Annotated in this window: 25 protein-coding genes; 15 read left to right on the top strand and 10 right to left on the bottom strand. The window is 60.9% G+C overall.

Annotated features, from left to right (window positions below; all coding sequences use genetic code 11):
• The first annotated feature begins 22 nt into the window (after positions 1 to 22).
• The 4 genes from FGA82_RS18545 (at position 23) to FGA82_RS18530 (ending at position 2,725) form a co-directional block, all read left to right on the top strand.
• Positions 23 to 856, top strand: a complete 834-nt coding sequence (locus tag FGA82_RS18545) for an AraC family transcriptional regulator (RefSeq protein ID WP_141128177.1) — start codon at positions 23 to 25, stop codon at positions 854 to 856.
• A gap of 191 nt (positions 857 to 1,047) precedes the next feature.
• Positions 1,048 to 1,350 carry an ArsR/SmtB family transcription factor gene (locus FGA82_RS18540; protein WP_141128176.1) on the top strand — a complete coding sequence of 101 codons (303 nt, stop codon included), beginning with the start codon at positions 1,048 to 1,050 and terminating at the stop codon, positions 1,348 to 1,350.
• Between the two features lie 61 nt (positions 1,351 to 1,411).
• The gene (locus tag FGA82_RS18535; RefSeq protein WP_141128175.1) at positions 1,412 to 2,395 is read left to right on the top strand and encodes a zinc-dependent alcohol dehydrogenase family protein; all 984 of its coding nucleotides are present in this window, start codon (positions 1,412 to 1,414) and stop codon (positions 2,393 to 2,395) included.
• Between the two features lie 21 nt (positions 2,396 to 2,416).
• On the top strand, positions 2,417 to 2,725 hold the full coding sequence (locus FGA82_RS18530) for an antibiotic biosynthesis monooxygenase family protein (protein ID WP_141128174.1): 309 nt from the start codon (positions 2,417 to 2,419) through the stop codon (positions 2,723 to 2,725).
• 117 nt (positions 2,726 to 2,842) lie between these two features.
• Here the strand turns inward: FGA82_RS18530 and FGA82_RS18525 are convergent, their stop codons facing one another.
• The 3 genes from FGA82_RS18525 to FGA82_RS18515 form a co-directional block, all read right to left on the bottom strand.
• Positions 2,843 to 3,430 (bottom strand): LysE family translocator, encoded by a 588-nt coding sequence (locus tag FGA82_RS18525; protein WP_141128173.1) that lies wholly within the window; start codon positions 3,428 to 3,430, stop codon positions 2,843 to 2,845.
• 260 nt (positions 3,431 to 3,690) lie between these two features.
• Positions 3,691 to 5,928 carry an ATP-binding protein gene (locus FGA82_RS18520; RefSeq protein ID WP_141128172.1) on the bottom strand — a complete coding sequence of 746 codons (2,238 nt, stop codon included), beginning with the start codon at positions 5,926 to 5,928 and terminating at the stop codon, positions 3,691 to 3,693.
• Positions 5,925 to 6,539, bottom strand: a complete 615-nt coding sequence (locus FGA82_RS18515; protein ID WP_141128171.1) for a biliverdin-producing heme oxygenase — start codon at positions 6,537 to 6,539, stop codon at positions 5,925 to 5,927. Before FGA82_RS18515 ends, FGA82_RS18520 begins: the two co-directional genes overlap by 4 nt.
• Before the next feature lie 275 nt (positions 6,540 to 6,814).
• Between FGA82_RS18515 and FGA82_RS18510 the strand changes: the two genes are divergently transcribed.
• Entirely contained in the window at positions 6,815 to 7,435 is a 621-nt protein-coding gene (locus FGA82_RS18510; protein ID WP_141128170.1) for a LysE family translocator, read from the top strand.
• Here the strand turns inward: FGA82_RS18510 and FGA82_RS18505 are convergent.
• Complete coding sequence (locus FGA82_RS18505) at positions 7,432 to 7,845, bottom strand: VOC family protein (RefSeq protein ID WP_141128169.1); 414 nt, start codon at positions 7,843 to 7,845, stop codon at positions 7,432 to 7,434. The two genes, FGA82_RS18510 and FGA82_RS18505, sit on opposite strands and share 4 nt — an antisense overlap.
• A 193-nt stretch (positions 7,846 to 8,038) precedes the next feature.
• On the opposite strand from FGA82_RS18505, the gene FGA82_RS18500 reads away from it, so the two are divergent.
• Genes FGA82_RS18500 through FGA82_RS18490 form a run of 3 tightly spaced genes read left to right on the top strand, consistent with a single transcriptional unit; the run spans position 8,039 to position 10,582 of the window.
• Positions 8,039 to 9,121, top strand: coding sequence for a bifunctional transcriptional activator/DNA repair enzyme AdaA (locus FGA82_RS18500; protein ID WP_141128168.1), 1,083 nt, complete (start codon positions 8,039 to 8,041; stop codon positions 9,119 to 9,121).
• Positions 9,122 to 9,153: 32 nt separating this feature from the next.
• The gene (locus tag FGA82_RS18495) at positions 9,154 to 9,951 is read left to right on the top strand and encodes an isocitrate lyase/PEP mutase family protein (protein WP_141128167.1); all 798 of its coding nucleotides are present in this window, start codon (positions 9,154 to 9,156) and stop codon (positions 9,949 to 9,951) included.
• Position 9,952: 1 nt separating this feature from the next.
• Positions 9,953 to 10,582 (top strand): DNA-3-methyladenine glycosylase family protein, encoded by a 630-nt coding sequence (locus FGA82_RS18490; protein ID WP_141128166.1) that lies wholly within the window; start codon positions 9,953 to 9,955, stop codon positions 10,580 to 10,582.
• A gap of 220 nt (positions 10,583 to 10,802) precedes the next feature.
• On the opposite strand, the gene FGA82_RS18485 is transcribed toward FGA82_RS18490, so the two are convergent.
• From FGA82_RS18485 to FGA82_RS18475, 3 genes are all read right to left on the bottom strand, one after another.
• A complete protein-coding gene (locus FGA82_RS18485; protein ID WP_141128165.1) occupies positions 10,803 to 11,900 on the bottom strand; it encodes an extracellular solute-binding protein in 1,098 nt (365 codons plus the stop codon).
• A 2-nt stretch (positions 11,901 to 11,902) separates the two neighbouring features.
• Positions 11,903 to 13,018, bottom strand: coding sequence for an agmatine deiminase (gene aguA, locus FGA82_RS18480; protein ID WP_141128164.1), 1,116 nt, complete (start codon positions 13,016 to 13,018; stop codon positions 11,903 to 11,905).
• A 100-nt stretch (positions 13,019 to 13,118) separates the two neighbouring features.
• Entirely contained in the window at positions 13,119 to 14,003 is an 885-nt protein-coding gene (locus tag FGA82_RS18475; protein WP_141128163.1) for a LysR substrate-binding domain-containing protein, read from the bottom strand.
• A 369-nt stretch (positions 14,004 to 14,372) separates the two neighbouring features.
• On the opposite strand from FGA82_RS18475, the gene FGA82_RS18470 reads away from it, so the two are divergent.
• Positions 14,373 to 14,888 carry an HvfX family Cu-binding RiPP maturation protein gene (locus FGA82_RS18470; protein ID WP_141128162.1) on the top strand — a complete coding sequence of 172 codons (516 nt, stop codon included), beginning with the start codon at positions 14,373 to 14,375 and terminating at the stop codon, positions 14,886 to 14,888.
• Between the two features lie 3 nt (positions 14,889 to 14,891).
• Here the strand turns inward: FGA82_RS18470 and FGA82_RS18465 are convergent, their stop codons facing one another.
• The gene (locus tag FGA82_RS18465; RefSeq protein WP_141128161.1) at positions 14,892 to 16,508 is read right to left on the bottom strand and encodes a L,D-transpeptidase family protein; all 1,617 of its coding nucleotides are present in this window, start codon (positions 16,506 to 16,508) and stop codon (positions 14,892 to 14,894) included.
• A gap of 151 nt (positions 16,509 to 16,659) precedes the next feature.
• Between FGA82_RS18465 and FGA82_RS18460 the strand changes: the two genes are divergently transcribed.
• The 4 genes from FGA82_RS18460 to FGA82_RS18445 all read left to right on the top strand — a co-directional run bounded on the left by FGA82_RS18460 (position 16,660) and on the right by FGA82_RS18445 (position 19,890).
• Positions 16,660 to 17,373 carry a murein L,D-transpeptidase catalytic domain family protein gene (locus FGA82_RS18460; protein ID WP_137216504.1) on the top strand — a complete coding sequence of 238 codons (714 nt, stop codon included), beginning with the start codon at positions 16,660 to 16,662 and terminating at the stop codon, positions 17,371 to 17,373.
• A 175-nt stretch (positions 17,374 to 17,548) separates the two neighbouring features.
• Entirely contained in the window at positions 17,549 to 17,806 is a 258-nt protein-coding gene (locus FGA82_RS18455; protein ID WP_064389346.1) for a DUF2790 domain-containing protein, read from the top strand.
• 9 nt (positions 17,807 to 17,815) lie between these two features.
• On the top strand, positions 17,816 to 18,487 hold the full coding sequence (locus FGA82_RS18450; protein ID WP_141128160.1) for a heavy metal response regulator transcription factor: 672 nt from the start codon (positions 17,816 to 17,818) through the stop codon (positions 18,485 to 18,487).
• Positions 18,484 to 19,890, top strand: a complete 1,407-nt coding sequence (locus FGA82_RS18445) for a heavy metal sensor histidine kinase (RefSeq protein ID WP_141128159.1) — start codon at positions 18,484 to 18,486, stop codon at positions 19,888 to 19,890. The genes FGA82_RS18450 and FGA82_RS18445 overlap by 4 nt, the downstream gene beginning before the upstream one ends.
• A 186-nt stretch (positions 19,891 to 20,076) precedes the next feature.
• Here the strand turns inward: FGA82_RS18445 and FGA82_RS18435 are convergent, their stop codons facing one another.
• Positions 20,077 to 21,489, bottom strand: a complete 1,413-nt coding sequence (locus tag FGA82_RS18435; protein WP_141128158.1) for an MFS transporter — start codon at positions 21,487 to 21,489, stop codon at positions 20,077 to 20,079.
• A 103-nt stretch (positions 21,490 to 21,592) separates the two neighbouring features.
• Between FGA82_RS18435 and FGA82_RS18430 the strand changes: the two genes are divergently transcribed.
• Complete coding sequence (locus tag FGA82_RS18430; protein WP_141128157.1) at positions 21,593 to 22,480, top strand: LysR family transcriptional regulator; 888 nt, start codon at positions 21,593 to 21,595, stop codon at positions 22,478 to 22,480.
• Here FGA82_RS18430 and FGA82_RS18425 read toward each other — a convergent pair.
• Entirely contained in the window at positions 22,477 to 23,097 is a 621-nt protein-coding gene (locus FGA82_RS18425; RefSeq protein WP_141128156.1) for a cell wall hydrolase, read from the bottom strand. The genes FGA82_RS18430 and FGA82_RS18425 overlap by 4 nt on opposite strands.
• A gap of 199 nt (positions 23,098 to 23,296) precedes the next feature.
• Here FGA82_RS18425 and FGA82_RS18420 point away from each other — a divergent pair, with 199 nt between their 5' ends.
• On the top strand, positions 23,297 to 24,148 hold the full coding sequence (locus FGA82_RS18420; protein WP_141128155.1) for a CAP domain-containing protein: 852 nt from the start codon (positions 23,297 to 23,299) through the stop codon (positions 24,146 to 24,148).
• Positions 24,149 to 24,446: the final 298 nt, after the last annotated feature.

The following is a 24,446-nucleotide window of genomic DNA, read 5'->3' as shown; positions in this document are numbered from 1 at the left end:
TGGCCTGCCGGGAATAACAACGATGAAACACGCTGCCGCCAAAAACCCTGAAAAAGCCCCGCGTTTCTGGCGCGACCCGGCGCTACCGTTCATTGAAGCGCGGGCCATCGCCGATGGCCGCGAGGTCTGCTATGCGCGGCATTCCCACGCGCATTTCTCCATCGGTGCGATCACCGCCGGGCGCAGCACCTATGTGCATGAACAGGCACAGTTCGAAGTCGCGGCGGGCACCGTGGTGCTGATGAATCCCGGCGATGTGCATGCGTGCAATCCGATCGATGATCAGCCGTGGTCGTACGTGATGCTCTACGTCGAGACGCCCTGGCTGACGGATTTTCAGCATCAGCTGGGCTTTGCCAGTGATCTTGAGTTTCGGCGTTTTTCTACCACTCACCTCGACGATGCTGCACTGTTCAATGAGCTGAATGGACTTTATGAAACGCTGGTCGACCCGCAACAGGATGTGCTGCGCAAACAGAGCGCAGCAGTGGAGTTTTTCAGCGACCTGCAACTGCGTTTGAACCCCGCCGGCCCCTCTCTGCGCGAGCCCAATTTCAAACTGGAACGCGCTGCGGATTTCATCCGCGAACACTGCACCGAAGTGCTGAACCTCGACGACATCTGCGCCGCGGCACAGCTGTCACCGTCGTACCTGATCCGCGCCTTCAAACAGCATTACGGCATGACGCCCCACGCTTTTGTGGTCAACCAGCGCATCCAGTTCGCCCGCGAGCGCTTGCGCAGCGGGCAGTTGATTGCGGATGTAGCGCTTGAGGCCGGGTTTGCCGATCAGGCGCATTTTCAGCGAGCGTTCAAGCAACATCTGGCGGCGACGCCCGGCCAGTATCGCGGCTGACACCTCATCTGAAACTCAACACTTCCCCCTGTGGGAGCGAGCCTGCTCGCGAAAGCGATGTATCTGTCACGGGGATATTGACTGTGCCAGCGCCTTCGCGAGCAGGCTCGCTCCCACAGGGTCAGAGTGATTGCCTGATCGGTTTCACATTCAGATATTGACATATCGGTAAATTCCGATATCTTCGCGGCATGGACCTACTCGAAATCTTCAAAGCCCTCTCGAACCGGACACGCCTGGAAATCCTCAAAGGCCTGAAGGATCCCGAGAAACACTTTCCTCCCCAGGATGAGGGTGACGTGCACACGGTGGGCGTTTGCGTCAGCAGTATTCAGGAAGGCGTCGGGCTGTCGCAGTCGACGGTGTCTGATTATCTGGCGACGCTGCAACGCGCCGGCCTGATCGAAGTCAGGCGCATTGGGCAGTGGACTTACTACAAACGCAACGAAGCAGCGATCAGCGCGCTGGCCGAGATCATCGGCAGCGAGCTGTAATTTTTTACCCCATGACATCGAGAATTCCCGATATCCCTTTTTACCGAAACGAGGCAATGCAATGAAAGCGATGATCCTTACATCATTTGGCGGCGCGCAATCGTTCGAACTGTGTGACGTGCCCAAGCCAGTGCCACAACCCGGCGAAGTGCTGGTGCGGGTGCACGCCACCTCCATCAATCCGCTGGATTATCAGGTGCGCCGTGGCGACTATGCCGATCTGGTGCCCCTTCCCGCCATTACCGGGCACGACGTTTCTGGCGTTGTCGAAGCCGTCGGACCGGGGGTGACGGCGTTCGTGCCGGGTGACGAAGTCTGGTACACCCCGCAGATTTTCGACGGGCCGGGCAGCTACGCCGAATACCACGTTGCGGCCGCAAGCATTATCGGCAAGAAACCTGCGACGCTGAGCCACCTTGAAGCCGCAAGCCTGAGCCTGGTCGGCGGGACGGCATGGGAAGCGCTGGTCGTGCGGGCAGCACTCCGGGTCGGCGAAAGCATTCTGGTCCACGGCGGCGCGGGCGGCGTCGGTCATGTCGCGATTCAACTGGCCAAAGCCATCGGCGCGAAGGTCTTCACCACCGTGCGTGAAGGCAATTTCGAGTTCGCCCGGCGGATGGGCGCCGATGTGCTGATCGACTACGAAAAGGAGGATTACGTCGAGGCAATCCTGCGCGAAACCGATGGCCGCGGCGTCGATGTCGTGTTCGACACCATCGGCGGCGATACCTTGTCTCGCAGCCCCGACGTGCTCGCACAACTGGGTCGCGTCGTTTCGATCGTCGACCTTGCCCAGCCACAAAACCTGATTCAGGCCTGGGGCAAGAACGTTAGCTACCACTTCGTTTTCACCCGACAGAATCGCGGCAAGCTCGATGAACTGAGCGCATTGATCGCGAACGGTCAGTTGCACCCGCACGTTGGCGCGGTCTATGCGCTGGCCGACATCGGCCTGGCCCATGCCCGGCTGGAAACGCCCAACAACGGCGTTCAAGGGAAAATCGCGATTGCCGTCGCGCCGTCGCCCGAACTCGCCAATCGCTGAACTCAGTGCAAGGAGAACACCATGATTTATGAGATCGCTTTACTGCCCGTTCACACAGAACAAACTGCGGCGTTTCGGCATGCGTTTACCGAGGTCGAGCCGTTGCTCAAACGCGCCAAGGGTTATTGCGGCCACCTGCTCGCGCCAGGAATCGAAACACCGGAGGTGTTCAATCTGATCGTGCGCTGGCAATCCCTTGAGGATCACACGCCGGGGTTTGAAGCGAGTGAGGACCACCGGCTGTTCATGCTGGGGCTGGAGGAATATTTTGCCGAAGAGCCGAAGGTTTATCACATTGAGGGCGGCGCCTTTAAGCAGCCGTTCGACTAACCTGCGACAGTGACGCCCGATCAATGTGGGAGCGAGCTTGCTCGCGAATGCGGTGGAACAGTCAGCACATCCATTGACTGACACACCGCTTTCGCGAGCAAGCTCGCTCCCACAGGGTCAAGTGAACAACAAGTAGATAGCGCTCAATGCCAACAACCCTGCCATGCTCCGATTGAACCAACGCATCCCCGCCGCGTTGCTCAGATACCCACGCAAAAACGTCCCGGCATACGCCCAGCAACCGACCGACAGATAACAGATCACCAGATACACCGCCGCAAACTGCCATACCAGCCGCGCCTCGCCATCGGCGACAAACGCGCCCATCCCCGCAACACACGCCAGCCAGGCTTTCGGGTTGAGCCATTGCATCACTGCGCCATACAGCATCGACGGTGCCCGACCGGGATCCTTCGCGTTCAACCGTCCGTCATCCATGGCCAGTTTCCACGCCATGAACAACAGAAACGCCACCCCGGCCAGTTGCACCACGCGGGTCATGAACGGCCAGAGTTTCAGCACTTCATGCAGGCCCAACCCCATCAACACCAGCAACAGCACAAACCCCAGCGTCGCCCCGGCAACATGTCGCTGACTGGCGCGAAATCCGAACTGCGCACCGGAACTCAACGCAACAATGTTCACCGGCCCGGGCGTGATCGACGCCGCCAATGCAAACGCCGCCATCGAAACAATCAGACTCATCGCACACCTGCTTCAAATCGAGGAACAAGGTGCTCACGGTATCGAGCGCCCGGTCCCCGGTATTGAAGAAAATGCCCCTGACTGCAAATCTCCCTGTGATCCTGATCGTTCCCACGCTCTGCGTGGGAATGTAGCCCGGGACGCTCCGCGTCCCTTCCAGAGCCGAACGCAGAGCGTCCGTTGAGGCATTCCCACGCAGAGCGTGGGAACGATCAAAACCCCATTCGCGAGCAAGCTCGCTCCCACATGAAAATCTACGCTCAGTCCAGGCGCGGCACGGTGAAGCGGAATTCGCTGCCCTGCCCAGGTTCGCTCTCGGCGAAGATCCGCCCGCCGTGGGCTTCGACGATGCCCTGGGTGATGTACAAACCCAGACCCGTGCCGGTCGGATTGCCCTCTTTCACCGTCCAGTAACGGTCGAACACGTGCGGCAGATGCTCCTTGGGAATGCCTTCGCCGCTGTCGCGCACGGTGAAGACAATGTCATCGCCGACCGACGTGGCCTGCACGCCCACCCTGCCCAGTCGTGGCGTGAACTTGATGGCGTTGCCGACCAGATTGGACAACACCTGAAACAGCCGCTCCGGGTCGGCGTGGATGCGCAGATCGGGATCAGCTGCAAAGGAAATGCTGATGTCCTTGTCCAGCGCCAGCGGCGCGAGCAGCGCCTGCGCCTCCTCGAACATCTGCCCGACGTCGAGTTTTTGCGGGGTGATGGAGTAGCGCCCGGCATCGATTTTCGAGGTATCGAGCAAATCCTCCAGCAGCGTGTTCATGCGTCCGGCAGCCTGTTGCATGGTGTCGATCGCGGTGGAGATGCGCCGCGAAGTGTGCGGGCCGTCCGAGCTGAACGCCTTCTGCATCATGCCGCAGAGCATCGAGATCACGGTCATCGGATTACGCAGATCGTGTGACACCACGGCCACCAGCTCATCGCGGGCGCGCACCGCTTCCTGCTCACGGCGCACTTGCCGGGCCAGATCATTTTCCAGTGCCGAACGCCGCAGATCGTTGGCCGCGAACAGGTCGCCGTGGCTCCACTTGGTGGAGATCCCGGCCATCTCGACTTTCCAGATTTCAAACGAGGTGCGCGGGCGCAACCGCAGGCCGGCATCGGAGTTTTCCAGGTCCAGCGGCTTGCGCGGATCGCCGCTCCAGTTGATGTTTTCCTTGACCTCCGGACGGAACCAGAACACACCGTTGTCCACCGGTTTCGGCAAGCTCATGGCGAGCACGCCGCTGGCCACCTGCTGATACTGCGCGGCCGGCGGGTAGACGCTGGCCAGATGATGACTGGCAAACACCGCCTCACCGCTGTCCTGCAACCACTTGTGCAAGGCGCGGATTTCTTCCGGCTCCGGGCAGTTGCCGTAACGGTGCAGTTGCTTGTCTTCGATGATTGCGATGCCGCCGGCATTGGTCAGCGCCATCAGGGTCTGTGGCTGATTGGCGAGGCCGTCGAAGACATTCTGCGGCGAGTCGATCATCGCTTGATTGAGCAGCGCCAACGCCTCGACTTTCTCTTCACGCTGACGGCTGATCTCCAGCGCTTCCATGGCGCTGATCTGTAGCGACAGCACCTGGCCGATGGTCTGACATGCCGCACGCAACTCATGCGGCACGTGCAACGGCTGACGATTGCCGCAACTGATCAAGCCCCAGAGTTTGTCGCCCTTGAGCAGGGAAATGCTCATCGACGACAGCACGCCCATGTTCTTCATGTACTGACAATGGATCGGCGACACGCTGCGCAGGGTGGCAAAACTCAGGTCCAGCGGCGTGTCAGTGTCCGGGCGTAGCTTTGGCAGCAGCGGCACCGGTTGGTAGTCGGCATTGGGGATGATCCGCAGCCAGTTAGTGCGATACAGCTCGCGCGCCTGCTCGGGAATGTCCGACGCCGGGAAAAACAGGCCATTGAACACTTCCATCGACGGGTCAGAGGCTTCGGCGATGACCTGACCGTGGCCCTCCTCCTCGAAACGATAGATCAGCACCCGGTCGTAACCGGTCATGGCCTGGATTTCCTTGACGCTAATGTCGTACAGCGCCTGCAACGTGGTCGCCGCTTGCAGACGCTGAAGCATGCGCCCCAGATGGGTCTGGTTGCCGGCGACATTGCGTGGCTGGAAGTTCTCGAAGTGGATTTCCAGTTCCAGAATCAGCACGCCCTGATGGCGATGCAGCAAGCCCTCGAACGCGGTGCCATTAAGCCTGAAGTGCAGCGGCGGTGCGTCGGACAGCGACGGTTGCAGCAAGGCTTTACGCACTTGCGCCGCCTCAGCGTCGCCCAACAGACTTTCCAGCGGCTGGCCGATCACGCTTTGCGGTGCGCGGGCCAGCAGGGTTTCGACGTTGGCGCTGACCTGAATGATCGCCAGGTCAGGCTCGCTCAGGGTCAGCAGCAGACCGTGGGGCTGGATCGCACCGGGGAAACGAATCGGCTCGTCGGCACAGTTGGCCAGCAGTTCTTCAAAGGCTTCTTTGTCTTGCGGGTTCATGCCAGTACCTCCCGGCTTTCGAGCCAGCGCTCGAAACAACTGAATGTGGTTTGTGCTGCCGTGACCACAGCGGCGCGCTCGGCGGCGCTCATTGGCCGACTGCCGAGGTATTCGATGAAGTCACGCCAGCGCCGGCCCGTGGCGGCACCGTAGATATCGAGAAAGGCCGCGCCGTTATCGGCTTCCAGGCCTAACCGGGTAGAGATTTCCCGGCGCAGAATCTGCCCGCCGAGCGTCGCACCCTCGAGTACATAGAGCACGCCAAGGCAGGCAGCGCTTGAGTCGATGACCGGCAACTGCTCGCACTGCGGCAGGCCTTGCAGCGCTTCTGCAGATACGCCCAGCGCGCGCAGATCAGTGCGCAAGGTTGGCGCTTTGAGTCGAGGCGTCAGATCAAAATCGGCAGGAATTGCATCACTGCGGAGCAAGGCGTGCTCCAGCGGCAGATAGAAGCCGTAATAAGCCTGCATCAGCCGCACAAAAGCCTGGGTATCAAGGGTATCGGAGAAAAAAGGTAGGCGTTTTTCCAGTGCGATGTGCAGCTCGGCAGTGCCGGCCCGCAGATCTTGCAGCACCGGTGGCACATAAACTTCACGGGCCTTTGCTTGCATGTAGATCGCTCTTGGTGGGGCCGCCTGGGGCCAAACGGGGTGGGTGCAACGTCGGCAAAATCTTACACGGCAATCGCCGTTTCTGACCGGATGGATAGTTTTTTCTGACGAAACCATCACCCTATGACTGATACAGAGTGAAGACATCTGCAAAAAGTTCGACCGCGATGCCCAACACCGCCGGGCGCTGTACCGCGACAGCGCTGCGTGACTGTATGGGTCTGAGCGCGTGGGGGCTGTGATAAAAATATCGCTCTCGTTACCGGAGTGCCGTCATGGATCTCGCCACCCTTACCCTGTTTCTTCCGGCTTGTTTTGCCCTGAACATGGCCCCCGGGCCGAACAATTTGCTGTCGGTCAGCAACGCCACGCGTTATGGCTTTCGCCGCGCCTGCACGGCGGGTATCGGGCGGATTCTGGCGTTCGCCGGGATGATTGCGCTGGCCGGTGCCGGGCTTTCGGTAGTGCTACAGACCTCGGAATGGCTGTTCCATGCGATCAAGATCATTGGCGCGGCGTATCTGCTGTACTTGGCCTGGCAGTTATGGCGGGCCAACCCTGAGGCCGAGCAACAGGTAACGGGCGCGACCGTTGGCTTCTTTGCCTTGGCCCGGCAGGAGTTTCTGGTGGCGGCAGGTAATCCGAAAGCAATTCTGCTGTTTACCGCGTTTCTGCCGCAGTTTGTCGACCCGGCGCAGCCAGTGCCGGCGCAATTCGCGGTACTTGGCGTGCTGTTCCTTTTGCTGGAGTGGATCGCCATCAGCGCCTACGCGTGGATGGGCCTGCACATGCGCCGCTGGTTCGCCGAGCCGCGCGGCAAGCGGATCTTCAATCGTTGCTGCGCGGGCCTGCTGTCGGCGGCGGCTTCGGTGTTGTTGATGGCGAAACGCGCTTAAGCTTCCGACGGACCTTTGAGTTCGACCTGATTGCCGTCCGGGTCGAAGCAGTAGAGCGACAGCCCTTTGCCCTCGGCGCCGAAGCGTGACTCGGCTTTTGCCACGGTCAGGCCGAAGGTTTGCAGATGTGCAATCAGCGCCGCTTCATCGAACGGTTCGATGCGCAGGCAGAAATGATCAACGTTGCGCCGCTCGGCACCAGCCGCCCCGCCGCCCTTGCGGCCGAGTTCGCCTTGCAGGTCGACGAGGTCGATCATTGAAGTGCCGGCGCGCAGGTGGATCAGGCCCAGCGGTTCGTTGCGTTTGACCACCTCTGCGCCGAACACCTGACCGTAGAAGTCGATGCTGCGTTGCAGATCCGCGACGCGCAGGACGATGTGATCGATATGTTGGATGGAAAACGGATGCATAAGCCCGGCACCTCGAAAACGTGTAGTAGCCACCCGTGGCGGCGATCTTGTTGGGACGCGGAGCGTCCGGGGCTGCATTCCCACGCAGAGCGTGGGAATGATCCAGTAATGCGGTCATTGTGGTGCAGAATCGAAAAAATTCACTGTCGATTTTTCGGTGGAGCCATCGACAAACTGGTTTTACTCTCAGCCCATGAACATACAAACCGCTGTCCTGCCGCCCCACGCCGAAATGGTTCGCGCCATGCTCGAACGCGACACTGCCTATGAAGGCGTGTTCTTCACGGCCGTGAAAACCACCGGGATCTTCTGCCGCCCCAGTTGCACGGCGCGCAAGCCGAAACCGGAAAACGTCGAGTTCTTCGCCCAGGCCGACGATTGCCTGTCGGCGGGCTATCGCGCCTGCCTGCGCTGCAAACCGCTGGACGCCGCGGCCATCGCCCCGGACTGGGTGCAACGCCTGCTAAAAGCCGTGGAGGCCGACCCGGAGGTGCGCTGGAGTGATGCGCAGTTGCTCGCTGAAGGCATCGAACCGCTGAAGCTGCGGCGCTGGTTCAAGCAGCATTTCGGCATGACCTTCCACGCGTGGCTGCGTACGCGTCGGCTGGGCATGGCGCTGGGCGGGATCAAGCAAGGCACCTCGATTGATCATGCCGCGTTTGATTCGGGTTATGAATCGCTCAGCGGCTTTCGGGATGCTTTCCAGAAGTCCTTTCACATCACCCCGGGTCGCGCCGAACACAGCGAGCCGCTGCTGTTCACCCGGCTGACCACCCCGCTGGGGCCGATGATCGCCATGGCCGAACGCCGTGGACTGGTGTTGCTGGAGTTTCTTGATCGCCCGGCGCTGACCCGCGAAGTCGAAGAGTTGCAGAACCGCTACGGCTACGCGGTGGCGCCGGGGCACAACGCGCATTTGCAGCAGATCGAGCAGCAACTGGCGCAGTATTTCGCCGGCCAGTTGAATACCTTTACTGTGCCGCTGCACTTGCCCGGCAGCCAGTTCGCCCGGCAGGTCTGGTCGGCGCTGCTGCAAATCCCTTACGGCCACACCAGCACGTACGGCGCCATCGCGGCCGGTTTGGGCAAGCCCGGCGCCAGTCGCGCGGTCGGTCTGGCCAACGGGCACAATCGGCTGTCGATCGTGGTGCCCTGCCATCGGGTGATCGGCGCGGATGGCTCGCTGACCGGCTATGGTGGTGGGCGGCCGCGCAAAGCGTTTCTGCTGCGGCTGGAAAATGCCGCCGTGCAGCTCACGCAATCCCTGGCATTCTGACCAGGCAAATCAACTGACAAGAAGGATTTTTGATGAACGCGCTCGCTACGCAGTTTCACCAGTTGCACCAGCAAGGCTTATTGATTCTGACCAACGTCGCCGATGCCACCGGTGCGCGACTGGTCGAGCACTTGGGCGGTAAGGCCGTGGCTACCAGCAGTGCGGCGGTGGCTTGGGCCCACGGTTACCCGGACGGCAACGCCCTGCCCCTCGAACGTCTGGTGTCGACGGTGGAATCCATCGCGCGGGTGATCAGCATTCCGTTGACCGTGGACGTCGAGGCCGGTTACTCCGATGACCTCGGGCGCGTGGCGGAAGTGCTGGATGCGGTGATCGCGGCGGGTGCCGTGGGCATCAATATCGAGGACGGCTCGGCGGATCCTGAGCTGCTGGTGCGCAAGATCGAAGTGGCGCGACAGGTTGCCAACAAGCGCGAGGTGCAGCTGTTCATCAATGCACGCACCGATGTCTATCTGAAAAGCCTCGTTCCGGCCGAAGATCGCGTCGCCGAGACGCTGCACCGTGCCGCGCTGTATCAAGCGGCGGGCGCCGATGGCTTGTTCGCGGCAGGTGTCACATCGGCCTATGAAATCGAGGCCATCTGCAAAGGCACGACGCTGCCGGTCAATGTCCTTGGTTTCGCCTGCCTGCCTTCACCGGAAGAACTGCAAGCACTGGGCGTACGCCGCTTGAGCGCGGGCTCCGGCATCGCCGAATTCCTCTACGGCGCCATGGGTGGGCTGGTGAAAAGCTTTCTCGCCAGCGGCAAACTCGATACCCATGACCTCAAAGCTTTCACCTATGGCGAAGTCAACGGCCTGCTGAAATAACATGCCTGACGCCTATCAAGCGGCCAGCGAGTTTCTGGCCGCGCTCGATCCGGATTGGCAGCGCCATATCGCAGCGGTCGGCCCGTGCCTGCATCAACCGCATCCGGCGCGTGATCCGTACGAGTCGCTGGTGCGGGCGATTGCTTATCAGCAACTGCATGCCAAGGCTGGCGATGCGATTGTCGGTCGCTTGGTGGGGTTGTTTCCTGGGCAGTCGTTTCCGCGTCCCGAGCAGATTCTTGCGACGGATTTTGATCGAATGCGCAGTTGCGGGTTTTCAGCGGGCAAGATTGCGACGATCCAGGGGATTGCCCAGGCGACGCTGGAGGGCGTGGTACCGGATTACGCCACGGCGTTGGCGATGGATGATGAAGCATTGATTGACCGCCTGATCAGCCTGCGCGGGGTGGGTCGCTGGACGGTGGAGATGTTGCTGATCTACAGCCTGGAGCGCATGGATATTCTGCCGGCGGATGACTTTGGTGTGCGCGAGGGTTATCGGCGGTTGAAGGGGCTGGAGGCGCAGCCGACACGCAGGCAGATGGTTGAGATTGGGGTGGCTTGGCGGCCGTATCGGACGGTGGCGGCGTGGTATTTGTGGCGAGTGCCGAAACTGCTGCCCTCACCCTAACCCTCTCCCGGAGGGAGAGGGGACTGATTGGGGGAGATTGGAGATTTACACCGACGTGAAATAGCTCCTCTGAATTCATGATCGAAATAGCGTCTGTGAACTTATGATCGCCAAGACCTGAATCCATAATCGACTCGGTCTTTCAGGTCGATGTTTAACGCAAGACACCTCGGTCGGCCCCCTCTCCCTCTGGGAGAGGGCTGGGGTGAGGGTCAGCTTTTCACAGCCCGGACTTCAACCGACTGAACGCCCGGATCAGCGCCCGATTGAACGCCTTGCCATTGTCATTCTTGCTGTACAGCGTGGCCCTGACGTCGGCCGACGGATACGTCCCCGGATCATTGCGAATCGAAGCATCGACCAAGCCATCCGCCGCCGTGATCGCATTGGCGTAATGAATGGTGTCAGTGATCGGTGCAATCACTTCCGCCGTCATCAAATAATCCATCAACGCCAACCCGGCCTGCGGATGCGGCGCGTCCTTGGGCACGACCATGGCATCAAACCAGATCAGCGTGCCCTCTTTCGGAATCCGGTAACTCAACTTGAACGGCTTCTGCGCTGCTTCCGCCTGCCCCGCCGCGATCGCCACATTACCGTTCCACGACATCGCCACGCAGGTATTGCCGTTGGCCAGGTCGCTGATGTTCAGGTCATTGTCGAAGTAACGAATGTACGGCCGGATCTTCGCCAGTTGCTGCTCGGCGATTTTCAAGTCATCGAGATTCTGCCGATTGATGTCCAGCCCCATGTACTTCATGACAGCAGCGAACACCTCGTTCGGATCGTTGAGCAGACTCACCCCGCAATCGGCGAATTTGGACACCACTGCCGGATCAAACAACATCGCCCAACTGTCCGTCGGCGCATCCGGCAAACGCTGCTTGATCGCCTCTTCCTGATAGCCGACGCCGGTGGTGCCCCAAGCGTAAATCCCCGCATAGCGATTGCCCGGATCGAACACCGCCATGTGCTGGCGAAACTCCTCGCCAACCCCGGCAAAATGCGGCACCCGGGCCTTGTCCAACGGCTGGATCGCGCCGCTCTCGATGGCCCGCGACAGGTGCTGGCCGGCGGTCAACACCAGGTCGTAACCGCTGCGCCCGGTGAGCAGTTTGGTCTCGACGGTTTCCAGCGAATCGAAGTGATCGGCGACCACATGAATGCCGGTCTGCGCCTCAAAATTTTTCAGCGTATCCGGCGCCAGGTACTCGCCCCAGATGTACAGATTAACCACCGGTTTGGCGGAGTCAGCGGCCTGCACACACAGGGGTGCAAGCACCAGCAATAACGCTTGAGTCAGTTTGTGCAGGCGCATGCTCAGGCTCCTTTTTTCAGGCCGGCGTATTGCGGCATGGTGATGCACGCAACGTTGCCGCCGCCAAGAAGGATTTCCCGGGAGTTTTCGATGCCGACGACTTTGTGTTGCGGGAACAGTTCGGCCAGCGTCGCCATCGCGACTTTGTCGTTGCGATCACCGAACAGCGGCACCACGATCGAGCTGTTGCCGGCGTAATAGTTGATGTACGACGCGCAGATTTTCGTGCCGGCCTGACGGGTGTGGGTGCTGTCCTGCTGATCGAGGCCTTCCGCTTCTTCGGCGGTCCACTCGAGCACGTCCGGTTGCGGCAGTTTGTGCACGATCAACTCGCGGCCACGGCTGTCGCGGGTATTGCGCAAAATGTCGTAAGCCTCCTGGTAGATTTCCCATTGCGGATCATCGCGGTTGTCGGTCCACTGCAGCACCACTTCGCCAGGACGGACAAAACAGGCGAGGTCATCGACATGGCCGTCGGTTTCGTCGAACTTGCAGCCGCGAGGCAGCCAGATCACTTGTTCGGCGCCGAGGTAATCGGTCAGGCGTCGGGTCACTTCGTCTTTGCCCAGATGTTGATTACGGTTGCGGTTGAGCAGGCATTGTTCGGTGGTGAGGATGCTGCCCTCGCCGTCACTCTGGATGCCGCCCAGTTCGGCAATCAGCGGCGCGCGGTAGCGGTCGAAACGCTCGATCTCGAGGATCTTGCTGGCGATCTGATCATCCTTGTCCCACGGATAATAGAGACCTCCGTCGAGGCCGCCATAGGCGTTGAATTCGAAGTCGACGCCACGCACCTCACCGCTCTGGTCGTTGATCACAAAGCACGGGCCGCTGTCGCGAAACCAAGTGTCGTTGCAGGTCATCTCGACCACGCGCACTTGCGGCGGCAACTGCCGCCGCGCCGTGGCGAACTGCGCGGCCGAGGCGCAGACGGTGACCGGTTCGCTGTGGGAGATGGCGGTGACGATCTGCACCCAGACTTTCTGCGCCGGTTTGGCGCCGTTGCGCCATACGTCGGTGCGCTCCGGCCAGCCGAGCCAGCAGCCGGACTTGGTTTCGAATTCGCCGGGCAGACGGAAGCCGTCGTGCTTGGGGGTGGAGTCGAGCAAACGTGCCATGGTCAAACCTCGTTGTTCGCGATGGGAATGACCACAAGGTACGGTCGCGGAAGGCACGCTCGCCAACGATGATTATTGCGGAACAGTTGAATTCAACTCATCAATCCGCCAATTGATCGTTGAACCATTCGAGCATCTGCGCCACCGCCGGGCGCTCCAGTCGCAGCCGTTCGCAGACCAGCGCGTACTGGCCGAGGGCAGTCATGCTGGAGGCGAAGGGCCGTACCAGCCGGCCGCTCTGCAAGTCTTCCTGCGCGGTGAGGTTGTCGCCCATGGCCACGCCCTGCCCTTGCGCCGCCGCTTCCAGCGCCAACCCGGCGTGGGCGAAATACAACTGACGCTGTGGGCGTAGATCCCCGGCGTGGCTGGTCAGCCAGGCGGTCCATGTCTTGCCGTCCTGATCGTCGTGCAGCAGACAGTGGCGAGCCAGATCCTTCGGGGTTTTCAAGCTGCCCTGGTTGAACAGGCCGGGGCTGCACACCGGGAAAAATTGCAGGTCGGGCAACGGGCGGACGAAGTAGGCGCTGCTGTCCACCGGGCCGGTGCCGTAAGTGATCGCCAGATCAATGTCTTCGCCGGGTGCCGTGGCGTCGATCGGCTGTTCGTACAGGTGCAAGGTGATGTGCGGATAGCGTGCATAAAAATCGGTGAGGCGAGTCATCAGCCACTTCTGCGCCAGTTCGGCGGTGACCGCCAGCCTCAGCACTGCCAGTGAGGATGGATCGCGCAGTTCATCGCAGGCATCGCCGATCAGTTCGAAGGCCTGTTGCAGGCTTTGCATCAGGCGCCCGGCGGCGATGGTCGGGCGGATTTGTCGGCCTTCACGGATGAACAGTGAGATGCCGAGTTGCTCTTCGAGCTGGCGGATCTGATGGCTGACGGCGCTGTCGGTGACGCACAGTTCGGCGGCGGCCCGGCCGAAATGCGCGTGGCGGGCGGCGCATTCGAAGGTGCGCAGGGCGGCCAGTGAGGGAAGTCTTCGCATGGGGGGTGGTCCGTTTTTTGTGGGTCATGCTGACTGGGCCGTAGGTCTGCGTCCAGCCCTGCTGCCCCTCACTCCAGCCCTCTCCCGGAGGGAGAGGGAGCTGACCGAAGTGTCTTACGTCATCCATCGACCGGAAAAATCCAGTCGATTATGGACTCAACAAAACAGGTTCAGGTCGGCGTACCTCTTCAATATCCCGCGGTCAGTCCCCTCTCCCTCCGTGAGAGGGGCCTTTGACTGTATCGCACTGTATACCCCGAAGCCGCAGACACACCAACAGCATAATCCCCCCTCCCGCCGACACATCCCCGATACACCCCGACGCTGAAATGCCCCGGTCGATTTCACCTAATTCACCGGAGCTGCACCATGACCACCACCCTTTCAACCGCCATCAAACACCTGCACCTGAACCTCGACCGCGCCGGCAGCTGGCTCGCCCCTCTGACCCTGCGCCTGTTCATCGCCTGGGAATTCTTCGAATCCGGGCTGGAGAAATTCAACGGGAAGAACTGGTTCGAAGACATTCAGGACAAATTCCCCTTCCCGTTCGATCACCTGCCAGCGACGCTGAACTGGGAACTGTCGATGTGGGCCGAGCTGATCTGCGCGCTGGCCATTCTGGTCGGCTTCGGCACGCGTATCTCGGCAATTTCACTGATCGTGGTAACGGTCGTAGCCACCGCCGCCGTGCACTGGCCGGCTGACTGGTCGTCGCTGAGCGAGCTGGCGCGGGGTTATGCGATCACCAATAAAGGCTTCGGCAACTTCAAGCTGCCGGCGATTTACCTGGCCGCACTGCTGCCGCTGGTGTTCGCCGGGGCGGGCAAGTTGAGTGTCGATGCGTGGCTGGCGCGGGTGTTCTGGAACAGAAGCACCCGCTGAGGCTCAATGCGCCCGATCAAGTCCGGCCAGCAACGCGGTGTCACGGCTGTAGATATCCGGCGAGTAACGCACGCGGCCGCTACTGTCGACCTGTGCCGTCCAGTAGGTCATCAGGATCGGCACCGGCGCCGACAGACGAAATTCGTGGGTGGTGCCGGTGGCCAGCAGGGTTTCGGTGCGGGCCTTTTCCGCTGCGGTGAGCAGCAGATCACGCAGTTGCATCGGATGCTCGACCCGCACACAACCGGAGCTGAAGGCACGCGGGCCTTTTTCGAACAGCGCCTTGCTTGGCGTGTCGTGCAGGTACACCGAGAACGGGTTGGGGAAGCGGATGACCATTTGCCCCAGCGGATTACGCGGCCCGGCGTCCTGACGCAGCATGATGTTGCCGGGGTTGTCCCAGTCGATATCCGCTGCCGCCAGCGGCTGACCGTTGGCGTCGAGCACTTGCAGGTTCTGGCGGCTGAGGAAGGTCTGGTCCTTGCGGATTTCCGGTAACTTGTCTTCTTTCCAGATGGTCGGCGGCACGGTCCAGGTCGGGTTCAGGGTCAGTCGTGTCACCCGGGATTTGAGCAGCGGCGTCTGGCGCTCGGCGCGCCCTACCTGAGTGCGCGTCTGCCACACCGGTACGCCGCCCTGATACAGCGTCAGTTCAGCGGCGGCGACGTTGACCAGCAAGCCATTGGGTTCCAGGTCCTGGGCCATCCAGCGGAAACGTTCGAGGTTGACCCGCAACTGTTCACGACGGGTGAGCGGACTGATGTTGAGTTCGGCAATCGTTCCCGGCCCGACCACACCGTCAGCCTGTAGGGAATGGTTGGCCTGAAAACTCTTCACCGCATCAACCAGCACGCCGTCATAAGCATTGTCAGGCGTGCCAATGACGTGAGTCAGGTAGCCTTCGCTGTACAGCCGCTGAGCCAGTTCCGGCACACGTTTGTCTTCCATGGCCGGGCGCAGCAGAGGGCCGTTGCCCACTGATTGCCATTGCGGCAAGGCTTTGAGCCGTTGCGCCGCATAGAGCTGCCGCAGGTCCTGATATTGCGCCAGACGCGGTCGGGCCAGATCGAACGCGGCAGAAATGTCGTGCATGCCCGGAACAGCGATGGCCAACAATTCCGCCTGACGGTCGCGCGGGGTGTCGTCGGCGTGCCACAAAGGTTCGAAGTGCGATTGCAGCAGACGACCGTAATGCAGGTCCTGCAGGGCCTGGAGGTAGTTGCGACTGATGTCGATGTCGGCACACAACTCGCCGTCTTGCGGCGCCGTGGTCGCGACCGGGTAACGTTTTGGATTGAGGCCATCATCGGCCAACAGCTGCAACTGCGCCTGCAACACCGGCAATTGTGCCGATTCATTCGCCCACACTGGCATCCAGTCCTGCTGCTGGTAGAAGGCTTGCAATTGCGTCAGCGCCGGGCCGTTGAGCTGAGCGGCCATCGCCGGGCAAGACTGCGCCAGACTGATTAATACAGCCTGCAACGGACTTTGCGGCTCGACCGGCATTTCGGCCGGTGGCGTTGGCAATGTCTCCAGCGGCGGCAGCGGCTCATCGGCACAAGCGACAAACGGCGCAGCGAGCAAACAAATGCTCAAGTAGCATGCGTACTTTTTGAACAACTGCTTTACTCCAATCCATGGCCGTCCAGATGATGGCCAACCTTACATCAGGTGCGCTGAACAGTCAGGCTCGATCGACGGGCTTGCGGGTATTGACTGGGAGTCAGGAGCCAAAGTGCCAAATAAGTAACAAGTGAGGACACTTTATAAAATGTTGACGTTTTTGCGCCGACTTCTGTTGACCACCGCGACCCTGGTCGTAGTGTCCAGTCCCGTTTTTGCCGCCGGCAAACCATCGCCGGTTCTCTACACAAGCCTCGCGCACGCCGCGCCAGAACTCAATCCCCAAGCGCTGAAAGGTGCGTTGAACGCCATGCAATGCGCGGTCAACAACGGTGCGAAACCGTCCCGCCACCTGGCGATCATCGACTATTCGCAACCGTCCACCGAACGCCGTCTGTGGATCTTCGATCTCAGCAAAAAGAAACTGGTGCTGCGCGATCTGGTTGCCCACGGCTCCAATTCCGGGGAAAACTTCGCCACTCAGTTTTCCAATGTCGAAGGCAGCTATCAGTCCAGCCTCGGCCTGTTCCGCACGCAAGAAAGCTACAGCGGCACCCACGGTTATTCGTTGCGCATGGACGGTCTGGAGCCGGGCTTCAATGACATGGCCCGCGATCGTGCGATCGTCATTCACGCCGCCAGCTATGTGAACCCGTTGTGGAGCAAGAAACAGGGACGCATCGGCCGCAGCCAAGGCTGCCCGGCAGTGCGACCACAGATTGCCAAGCAGGTGATCGACCGGTTGAAGAATGGCCAGTTCATGTTTTCGTGGTACCCGGATCAGCGCTGGTTGAAGTCTTCGCCGTACCTGAACTGCCAGCCGCAGCAGGTGGCGAGCATCCTCAATACCCACGCGAGCTGACCGACCACCACAAATCCCCTGTAGGAGCTGCCGAAGGCTGCTCCTACAGGGAGATTCGCAGTCACTTTCATTACAACTTTGTCATTCAGCTGTCGGTTTGCCGTGCGGATCGCTCGGTAGCCTGAAGTTGTCCCGGCGCCAATGCCGATCAACTTTGACCACTGAGTGACTGACCATGAAAACCCTCCTGCTCGCCTTCACCGCCCTCCTCGCCACCGGTTCCGCGTTCGCCGCGAACATGCCTGACACCGCCGTGATTCATGACAAATCCGGCTTCTACGTCAATCTGGATGTCGACAAAGTCCTGTCCAGCACCGATATTTCACAGGCGTGTGGCGTGGTTCCCGCGCAATTGAATTACCTCGACCATCAGGGCCGCGAACATGTGCTGGACTATCAGGTACAAGGCAGCGGCTGCATCAATGACCATTGAGACTGATCGATGAATATTCTGGTTGTCGAAGACGAACCCAAGGCGGGCAACTACCTGCTCAACGGTTTGCAGGAACTGGGTTACAGCGTCAGTCTCGCCCGCGACGGTGCCGACGGCCTGCACCTGGCGCTGGAACACAGTTTCGATGTGATCGTGCTCGATGTGATGATGCCGAAAATGGATGGCTGGGAAGTCCTGCGCCGGTTGCGCAAGGAAGCCGACACGCCGGTGCTGTTTCTCAGCGCCCGCGATGACATCGCCGATCGCGTCAAAGGCCTGGAACTGGGCGCCGACGATTACTTGATCAAGCCGTTTTCCTTCGCCGAACTGGTGGCGCGCTTGCGCACCCTGACCCGGCGCGGGCCGATCCATGAAGACGAACAGTTGCAAGTCGCCGATCTGCAGATCGACGTGCTCAAGCGCCGCGTGACCCGTGCTGGGGCGCGCATCACCCTGACCAACAAGGAGTTTGCGTTGTTGCAATTGTTCGCCACGCATACCGGGCAAGTTCTCGCCCGTTCGCTGATTGCCTCTCGGGTGTGGGACATGAATTTCGACAGCGACACCAACGTCGTCGATGTCGCCGTGCGCCGCTTGCGGGCGAAGATTGATGACCCGTTCCAGCTCAAGCTGATCCACAGCGTGCGCGGCATCGGCTATCGCTTCGATACGCAGCCATGAGCAGCCGCCGTCCGTACTCGCTGACCCTGCGTCTGGCGCTGCTGTTCGCCCTGCTTGCGTTCGCTTCGCTGGCTGGCCTCGGTGCCGCGCTGTACAACGAACTGGAGCAACAACTGATTCGCCGCGATGACATCTCACTGGTCAGTCGCGTCGATCAACTGCGCACCTTCCTAAACGACAGCAACACCCTCGAATTGATCAAGAACAAACCGGCGCTGTTCCAGAACATGCTCGGCAACCGCGAAGCACTGCTGACCATCGGCGCGCCGGGGCAACCGCCGCTGCTGGTGGTCAACCCGGGCAACCTGAACACGCCGACGTTGCCAGCAGTACCTGTCGATCATGCGATGACGCTGAAAGATGTGCAGCATCTGCCGAGCGTCGACGGCGTGCCGTTTTCAGCGGTGGCGGCGAGTATCGATTCCGGCGAGCTGGGCAATCTGCAAGTCACCACCGGGCGCCTGATGAGCGAGCGCACGGCGATGCTCGCCAATTACCGCTTGAGTGTTTATGGCCTGGCCTCGCTGGCGGCGCTGTTGCTGGCGGTGGTGGGTTGTCTGTTGGTGTATCGCGGTTTGCTGCCGTTGCGGCGACTGGCAAAACACGCTCATGGCATCGGTGTCGGCAACCTTGGCGAACGCCTTGCCAGCAGCGGTGCGCCGCGCGAATTACAGCCGATGATCGAGGCGTTCAATGCCATGCTTGATCGCCTCGCCAAGGGTTTTGCGCAGTTGAGCCAGGTGTCCACCGACATGGCCCATGAGTTGCGCACGCCGATCAATAATCTGCTCGGCGAAACCCAGGTCGCGCTGCAGCAGAACCGCAGCAGCGAGGACTATCAACAGCTGCTCGCCTCCAACGTCGAAGAGCTGGAACGCCTGACGCGGATGCTCGACAACATGCTGTTTCTGGCGCGCACCGATCCGGCCAGTGCCCTGAGTCAGCGTCAGGAGCTGGACGCGGCGGATGAAATGCAGCGCATTGCCGATTACTTTGAAGGCCTCGCGGCGGATGTCGGCGTGAGCATTGAGGCGCGCGGCAGCGGTGTGATCTGGGCCGAGCCGATGCTGTTGCGCCGCGCGTTGGCCAACCTGTGTGCCAATGCGATCAAGTACGGCGCGGCGGATTCGACGGTGCAGGTGGAAGCGATTGCCGAGCCGGATGGCAGTTATGTGCGGGTGCGCAACCACGGCGCAACCATTGCACCGGAACATCTGGCGCGACTGTTCGAACGGTTCTACCGCGTTGATCAGTCCCGTGAGCGCTCGGCGCAATCCAATGGCCTGGGCCTGTCGATTGTCGCGACCATCATGCAGTTGCATCAGGGTCGCTACAGCGCCAGCAGTGCCGATGGCATCACCTGCTTCGAACTGTTTTTCCCCGCCCGGCAATCTCGGGACTGAACATCACCACTTTTCCCCTGTGGGAGCGAGCCTGCTCGCGAAAGCGGTGTATCAATCACTGGAGATGTTGCCTGTGCCGACCTCTTCGCGAGCAGGCTCGCTCCCACATTTGATCTCGGTTCGGCCGAAGATCTACTGATCAACCCGATCCCCTGTGGGAGCGAGCCTGCTCGCGAAAGCGGTGTATCAGTCACCGGAGATATTGGCTGTGCCGGCCTCTTCGCGAGCAGGCTCGCTCCCACCGTTGAACTGCGTTCGGCTTATGATCAAAGCCATAGCCATCAATGCCACCGCGACGCCGAAAGTAATGTGCAAGCCGCTGGCAACCGCCGATGCAGGCGCTTGTGTCGGATCCCCCGCCGCCAGCGCAAACACCGCGCCCATCACCGCCGCCCCGGTGATCAAGCCGAGATTGCGCGCCAGCCCGAGCATCGCCGAAACTACACCACGCTGCTCCTGACGAACGCCGGCCATCAATCCGGTGTTGTTGGCTGCCTGAAACAACGCATAACTGATGGCGACCACGGTGATCGGCAACAAATACCCAGGCAGCCCAAAACTCATTGGCAACAGCGCCAACAAAGCGCAGCCGCAAGCCATGGCGAACAACGCACCCGGCACGATCCGTCGCGCACCGAAGCGATCCACCAGACGTCCAGCCGGTACACCGCCAAATGCCGACAGCAACGGCCCGACCGACAACGCCAAGCCAACAACGGTACTGCTCAGACCCAACCCGCGGCTCAGGTAAAACGGCCCCACCACCAGCGTGGTCATCATTACGGTCGTCACCAGCAAAGTCAGCGCCAGGCTACTGCTCAAGCGCCGGTCGCTGAACAGTGACAAGTGAATCAGCGGTGCCTTGGCCTTCTTCTCGATCATGAAGAACAACACCGCGCCGACCAGGCTGGCCAGCAGCAACGGCAAGGTGAAACCTTCGAGCGTCATTGCCAGCGCATAGGCCGCCAGCGTCAACACCAGCACCACGCTGCCAGAATAATCGAACGCGACTCGCGGCCCTGCGGCCCGATCCGCAGGCAAATAACGGTACACCAGCCACGCATTGAGCAAGCCCAACGGCACGTTGAGCAGAAAAATTGCCTGCCAGCCGACATGCGCCATCAACACCCCGCCCAGCGACGGCCCAAGGCTGGTGCCAGTCGCCGACATCGTTGCCAGCAAGCCCATCGCGCTGCCCGCCCGCGATTTGGGCACTGCTTCTGACACCAGCGCCACCGTCAAGGCGAACATGATCGCAGCGCCAACGCCTTGCACCGCCCGTGCGCCAATCAGCCAACCGAGTCCCGGAGCCAACGCGCAAGCCAACGAAGCGCTGGTGAAAATGCCGATCCCGATCAACAGCAATCGACGCCGTCCAAAACCATCGCCCAGACGCCCGACACTGACAATCAATGTGGTGATCGCCAGCAGGTAAGCCAGCACGATCCATTGCACTTGCTGAAACGTCGCCTCGAATGCGGTCGCGAGGATCGGCAACCCGGCGTTTGCAATGCTGGTGTCCAGCGACGGCATCAACATCGACAGGGCCAGACTGGTCAGCGCCCAACGGGCGGGAGAGCTCAGGGATTCTCGGGGCATGGACGGCTCGCAACGCAAAGGTGATGCGTCATAGCCTGAGCCTCGACAACACACGGCGCAAGACGCATGCTTTGCACTCGATACCTGCATGGAACGCCACGTCATGACTGCACCGGACCTGAACCTGCTGATCACCCTCGACGTATTGCTGCGCGAAGGCAGCGTCGCCCGCGCCGCAAAATGCCTGCGGTTGAGCCCGTCGGCCATGAGTCGCGCCCTCGCCCGTCTGCGCGAAACCACCGGGGATCCGTTGCTGGTGCGCGCGGGTCGCGGCCTGGTGCCGACGCCGCGCGCATTAGAGTTGCGCGAACGGGTCAGTCATCTGGTGCAAGACGCGGAAGCGGTTTTACGCCCTGCCGAAGTGCTCGACCCCAGCAGGTTGCAACGCACTTTCACCCTGCGCAACACCGACGGTTTTGTCGAAACCTTTGCTGCCGCCCTGCTCGCGCGCATCGCTGAAGAAGCGCCCGGCGTGCGTCTGCGTTTTGTGCAGAAAGCCGACAAGGACAGCACGCCGCTGCGCGAAGGTCGTGTCGATCTGGAAACCGGCGTGGTCGACGACAGCACCGACCCGACGCTGCACAGCCGCATCCTGTTTCAGGATCAGTGGATTGGCGTAGTGCGTGAGGGGCATCTCTTGAGTTCGGGAAAAATCACCAGCAAGCGCTTTGCCGGCGGCGAGCACATTCTGATCTCACGACGCGGGCGCAGCAGCGGGCCGGTCGATGAGGCGCTACTCGCACTCGGCCTGACGCGAGACATCGTCACTTCATTCGGTGGGTTCTCGGCGGCGCTGACGCTGGTGCGTGAATCAGAGCTGATCGCCACGGTCCCGCAACGTCATACGAGCAAACTGCGCACCGGCCTGCACAGTTTCGCCCTGCCCTTCGCGATGCCGGACATCAGTGTGTCGATGCTCTGGCACCCGCGCATGGACGCTGATCCGGCGCATCGCTGGTTGCGCGATTGCGTGCGGCAGGTCTGCGCTTAACGCGCGTCGCCACCGGCAGGTTTGTAGAAGAGAAATTTTTTCGTTTCAGCGGTTCTGCGGTATTCCTTGGCCCAGCTCGGATGCACATTGCGGTCGTGGAAATACAGCGCGCCGTTGGTGCGATCCTTGAGTTGGCGGTTCAGCGCTTTGCGGGCAATATCCTTGGCCAGCGTGTATTCGGCATCTTCCTTGACCTGATCAGGACGCCCGTCGCACCACCAGGAAAACTGGCAGCTCTTGGTTTCCGAGCCTTGTTTGACGACAGCGCAGACCGTGTCGGGGAAGCCTTCGTGGCCGAGGCGATTCATCACCACACTGGCCACGGCTTCCATTTCCGGGGTGTCTTTGCCTTTGGCTTCCCAATAGATACTGCGCGCCAGACAGGTAATCGGATCGTCCAGCGGCGCCGCGCCGGCCGGGTCGACCGCTTGCACTTCGGTCGGGGTGATGGCTTCGGCTTTCGGCGCCGGTGCGGCGCTGACTTTGTCCGCCGCTTTCTCCTCCAGCACTTGGGCCTTCTCTTCAGCCTTCGCTTTGATCGGGGCCTGATCGGTGGCCCACACAGAGCCTGCCAACAGGGTGAATACGAGACAGCCCGCCCAGCCTTTCATTCCCATGTCTGTTCTTCCGGCAGCGCCCGAATCGGGCAAGGTGTTACGTCGGGGAGACACCCGGTTTCCGGGGCCTTCGGTGAGTGTAGACGGCAAATCCATCGGCAAAGTTGCGCCGAAAAACGGCTGAATGAAGAAAAAAGACATTGCACTCACCGGGGGCCTTTCGCGCATCATGGGCGCATTCAGCTCAAGGGAGATTTCCATGCGCTTCATGCCATCTGTTTTGCGTCTTGCCGCGTTGTCCGTGGGCGTTATGTTTGCCATCCCGGCGCTGGCCGGCGATGAGTCGCAACTGATCGAGTCGATCAACAGCTACCGCAGCCAACCGCAGCGTTGCGGCAGCCAAGCGTCGAATGAACTGTCACCGCTGTCGGCGGATCCACGGCTGAGATTACGCGCCACCGGTGCTGTCGATCTGCAACAAGCCATGGCCAGCGCCAGTTATCCGATGGTCAATGTGCAGGCGATCACACTGAACGGCCCGCGCGATGCAGCGTCGGCGATGCAGGCGATCAAGGAAAGTTTCTGTCAGGTGGTGCTTGATCCGCAGTTTGTCGATGTCGGAGTCAGCCGCGACGACCGCGACTGGCGCATTGTACTGGCACGGCCTCTGCTGTCGGCCAAGTTGGGCGATGCGCAAAGTGAAGGGCAGAAATTGCTAAGTGAACTTAACGTCGCCCGCAGTCAGGCACGTCAGTGTGGTGGTCAGGCTTTTGCCGCTGCCGCACCGCTGGCCTGGAACGCGACATTGGGTACGATCGCCCAGGATCACAGCCGCGACATGGCCAATAACAGCTACTTCGATCACAAGGACCGCGACGGCCGCACCCCGGGTGATCGCGCTGAACTCGCCGGCTACAGCGGCCAACAGGTTGGCGAAAACATCGCCGCCGGCCAAGACACCGTGCACAAAGTCGTCCAAGGCTGGCTCGCCAGCCCCGGCCACTGCGCCAACCTGATGAACCCGCAATACCAGGAACTCGGCGCCGCCTACGCGACCGACCCGAAAAGCAGCGCCGGCATTTACTGGACCGCGATGTTTGGCGCCCAATAAGCCGCTATCAAGTTCATCACCCTCCCCTGTGGGAACGAGCTTGCTCGCGAAGAGGCCAGTACATTCAACATCAATGTTGTCTGACCTGCCGACTTCGCGAGCAAGCTCGCTCCCACAGTGTCCGGTGGTGTTTACATATTCTCCAACCAGCACAAATCCCTGTGGGTGCGAGCCTGCTCGCGAAGAGACCGGCACATTCAACATCAATGTCGTCTGAACTGACGCCTTCGCGAGCAGGCTCGCTCCCACAGTGTTCGGTGGTGTTTACGTATTCTCTGACCAGAACAAATCCCTGTGG

This window comes from Pseudomonas fluorescens, assembly GCF_005938625.1.
GTDB lineage: Bacteria > Pseudomonadota > Gammaproteobacteria > Pseudomonadales > Pseudomonadaceae > Aquipseudomonas > Aquipseudomonas fluorescens_BD.
This window is presented reverse-complemented; position numbering and strand designations above follow the sequence as displayed.

What these genes read in the sequence shown, in the direction of transcription:
- FGA82_RS18545 (WP_141128177.1), top strand. Translation starts at nt 23, where the DNA reads ATGAAACACGCTGCCGCCAAAAACCCTGAAAAAGCCCCGCGTTTCTGG.
- FGA82_RS18540 (WP_141128176.1), top strand. Translation starts at nt 1,048, where the DNA reads ATGGACCTACTCGAAATCTTCAAAGCCCTCTCGAACCGGACACGCCTG.
- FGA82_RS18535 (WP_141128175.1), top strand. Translation starts at nt 1,412, where the DNA reads ATGAAAGCGATGATCCTTACATCATTTGGCGGCGCGCAATCGTTCGAA.
- FGA82_RS18530 (WP_141128174.1), top strand. Translation starts at nt 2,417, where the DNA reads ATGATTTATGAGATCGCTTTACTGCCCGTTCACACAGAACAAACTGCG.
- FGA82_RS18525 (WP_141128173.1), bottom strand. Translation starts at nt 3,430, where the DNA reads ATGAGTCTGATTGTTTCGATGGCGGCGTTTGCATTGGCGGCGTCGATC.
- FGA82_RS18520 (WP_141128172.1), bottom strand. Translation starts at nt 5,928, where the DNA reads ATGAACCCGCAAGACAAAGAAGCCTTTGAAGAACTGCTGGCCAACTGT.
- FGA82_RS18515 (WP_141128171.1), bottom strand. Translation starts at nt 6,539, where the DNA reads ATGCAAGCAAAGGCCCGTGAAGTTTATGTGCCACCGGTGCTGCAAGAT.
- FGA82_RS18510 (WP_141128170.1), top strand. Translation starts at nt 6,815, where the DNA reads ATGGATCTCGCCACCCTTACCCTGTTTCTTCCGGCTTGTTTTGCCCTG.
- FGA82_RS18505 (WP_141128169.1), bottom strand. Translation starts at nt 7,845, where the DNA reads ATGCATCCGTTTTCCATCCAACATATCGATCACATCGTCCTGCGCGTC.
- FGA82_RS18500 (WP_141128168.1), top strand. Translation starts at nt 8,039, where the DNA reads ATGAACATACAAACCGCTGTCCTGCCGCCCCACGCCGAAATGGTTCGC.
- FGA82_RS18495 (WP_141128167.1), top strand. Translation starts at nt 9,154, where the DNA reads ATGAACGCGCTCGCTACGCAGTTTCACCAGTTGCACCAGCAAGGCTTA.
- FGA82_RS18490 (WP_141128166.1), top strand. Translation starts at nt 9,953, where the DNA reads ATGCCTGACGCCTATCAAGCGGCCAGCGAGTTTCTGGCCGCGCTCGAT.
- FGA82_RS18485 (WP_141128165.1), bottom strand. Translation starts at nt 11,900, where the DNA reads ATGCGCCTGCACAAACTGACTCAAGCGTTATTGCTGGTGCTTGCACCC.
- aguA (WP_141128164.1), bottom strand. Translation starts at nt 13,018, where the DNA reads ATGGCACGTTTGCTCGACTCCACCCCCAAGCACGACGGCTTCCGTCTG.
- FGA82_RS18475 (WP_141128163.1), bottom strand. Translation starts at nt 14,003, where the DNA reads ATGCGAAGACTTCCCTCACTGGCCGCCCTGCGCACCTTCGAATGCGCC.
- FGA82_RS18470 (WP_141128162.1), top strand. Translation starts at nt 14,373, where the DNA reads ATGACCACCACCCTTTCAACCGCCATCAAACACCTGCACCTGAACCTC.
- FGA82_RS18460 (WP_137216504.1), top strand. Translation starts at nt 16,660, where the DNA reads ATGTTGACGTTTTTGCGCCGACTTCTGTTGACCACCGCGACCCTGGTC.
- FGA82_RS18455 (WP_064389346.1), top strand. Translation starts at nt 17,549, where the DNA reads ATGAAAACCCTCCTGCTCGCCTTCACCGCCCTCCTCGCCACCGGTTCC.
- FGA82_RS18450 (WP_141128160.1), top strand. Translation starts at nt 17,816, where the DNA reads ATGAATATTCTGGTTGTCGAAGACGAACCCAAGGCGGGCAACTACCTG.
- FGA82_RS18445 (WP_141128159.1), top strand. Translation starts at nt 18,484, where the DNA reads ATGAGCAGCCGCCGTCCGTACTCGCTGACCCTGCGTCTGGCGCTGCTG.
- FGA82_RS18435 (WP_141128158.1), bottom strand. Translation starts at nt 21,489, where the DNA reads ATGCCCCGAGAATCCCTGAGCTCTCCCGCCCGTTGGGCGCTGACCAGT.
- FGA82_RS18430 (WP_141128157.1), top strand. Translation starts at nt 21,593, where the DNA reads ATGACTGCACCGGACCTGAACCTGCTGATCACCCTCGACGTATTGCTG.
- FGA82_RS18425 (WP_141128156.1), bottom strand. Translation starts at nt 23,097, where the DNA reads ATGGGAATGAAAGGCTGGGCGGGCTGTCTCGTATTCACCCTGTTGGCA.
- FGA82_RS18420 (WP_141128155.1), top strand. Translation starts at nt 23,297, where the DNA reads ATGCGCTTCATGCCATCTGTTTTGCGTCTTGCCGCGTTGTCCGTGGGC.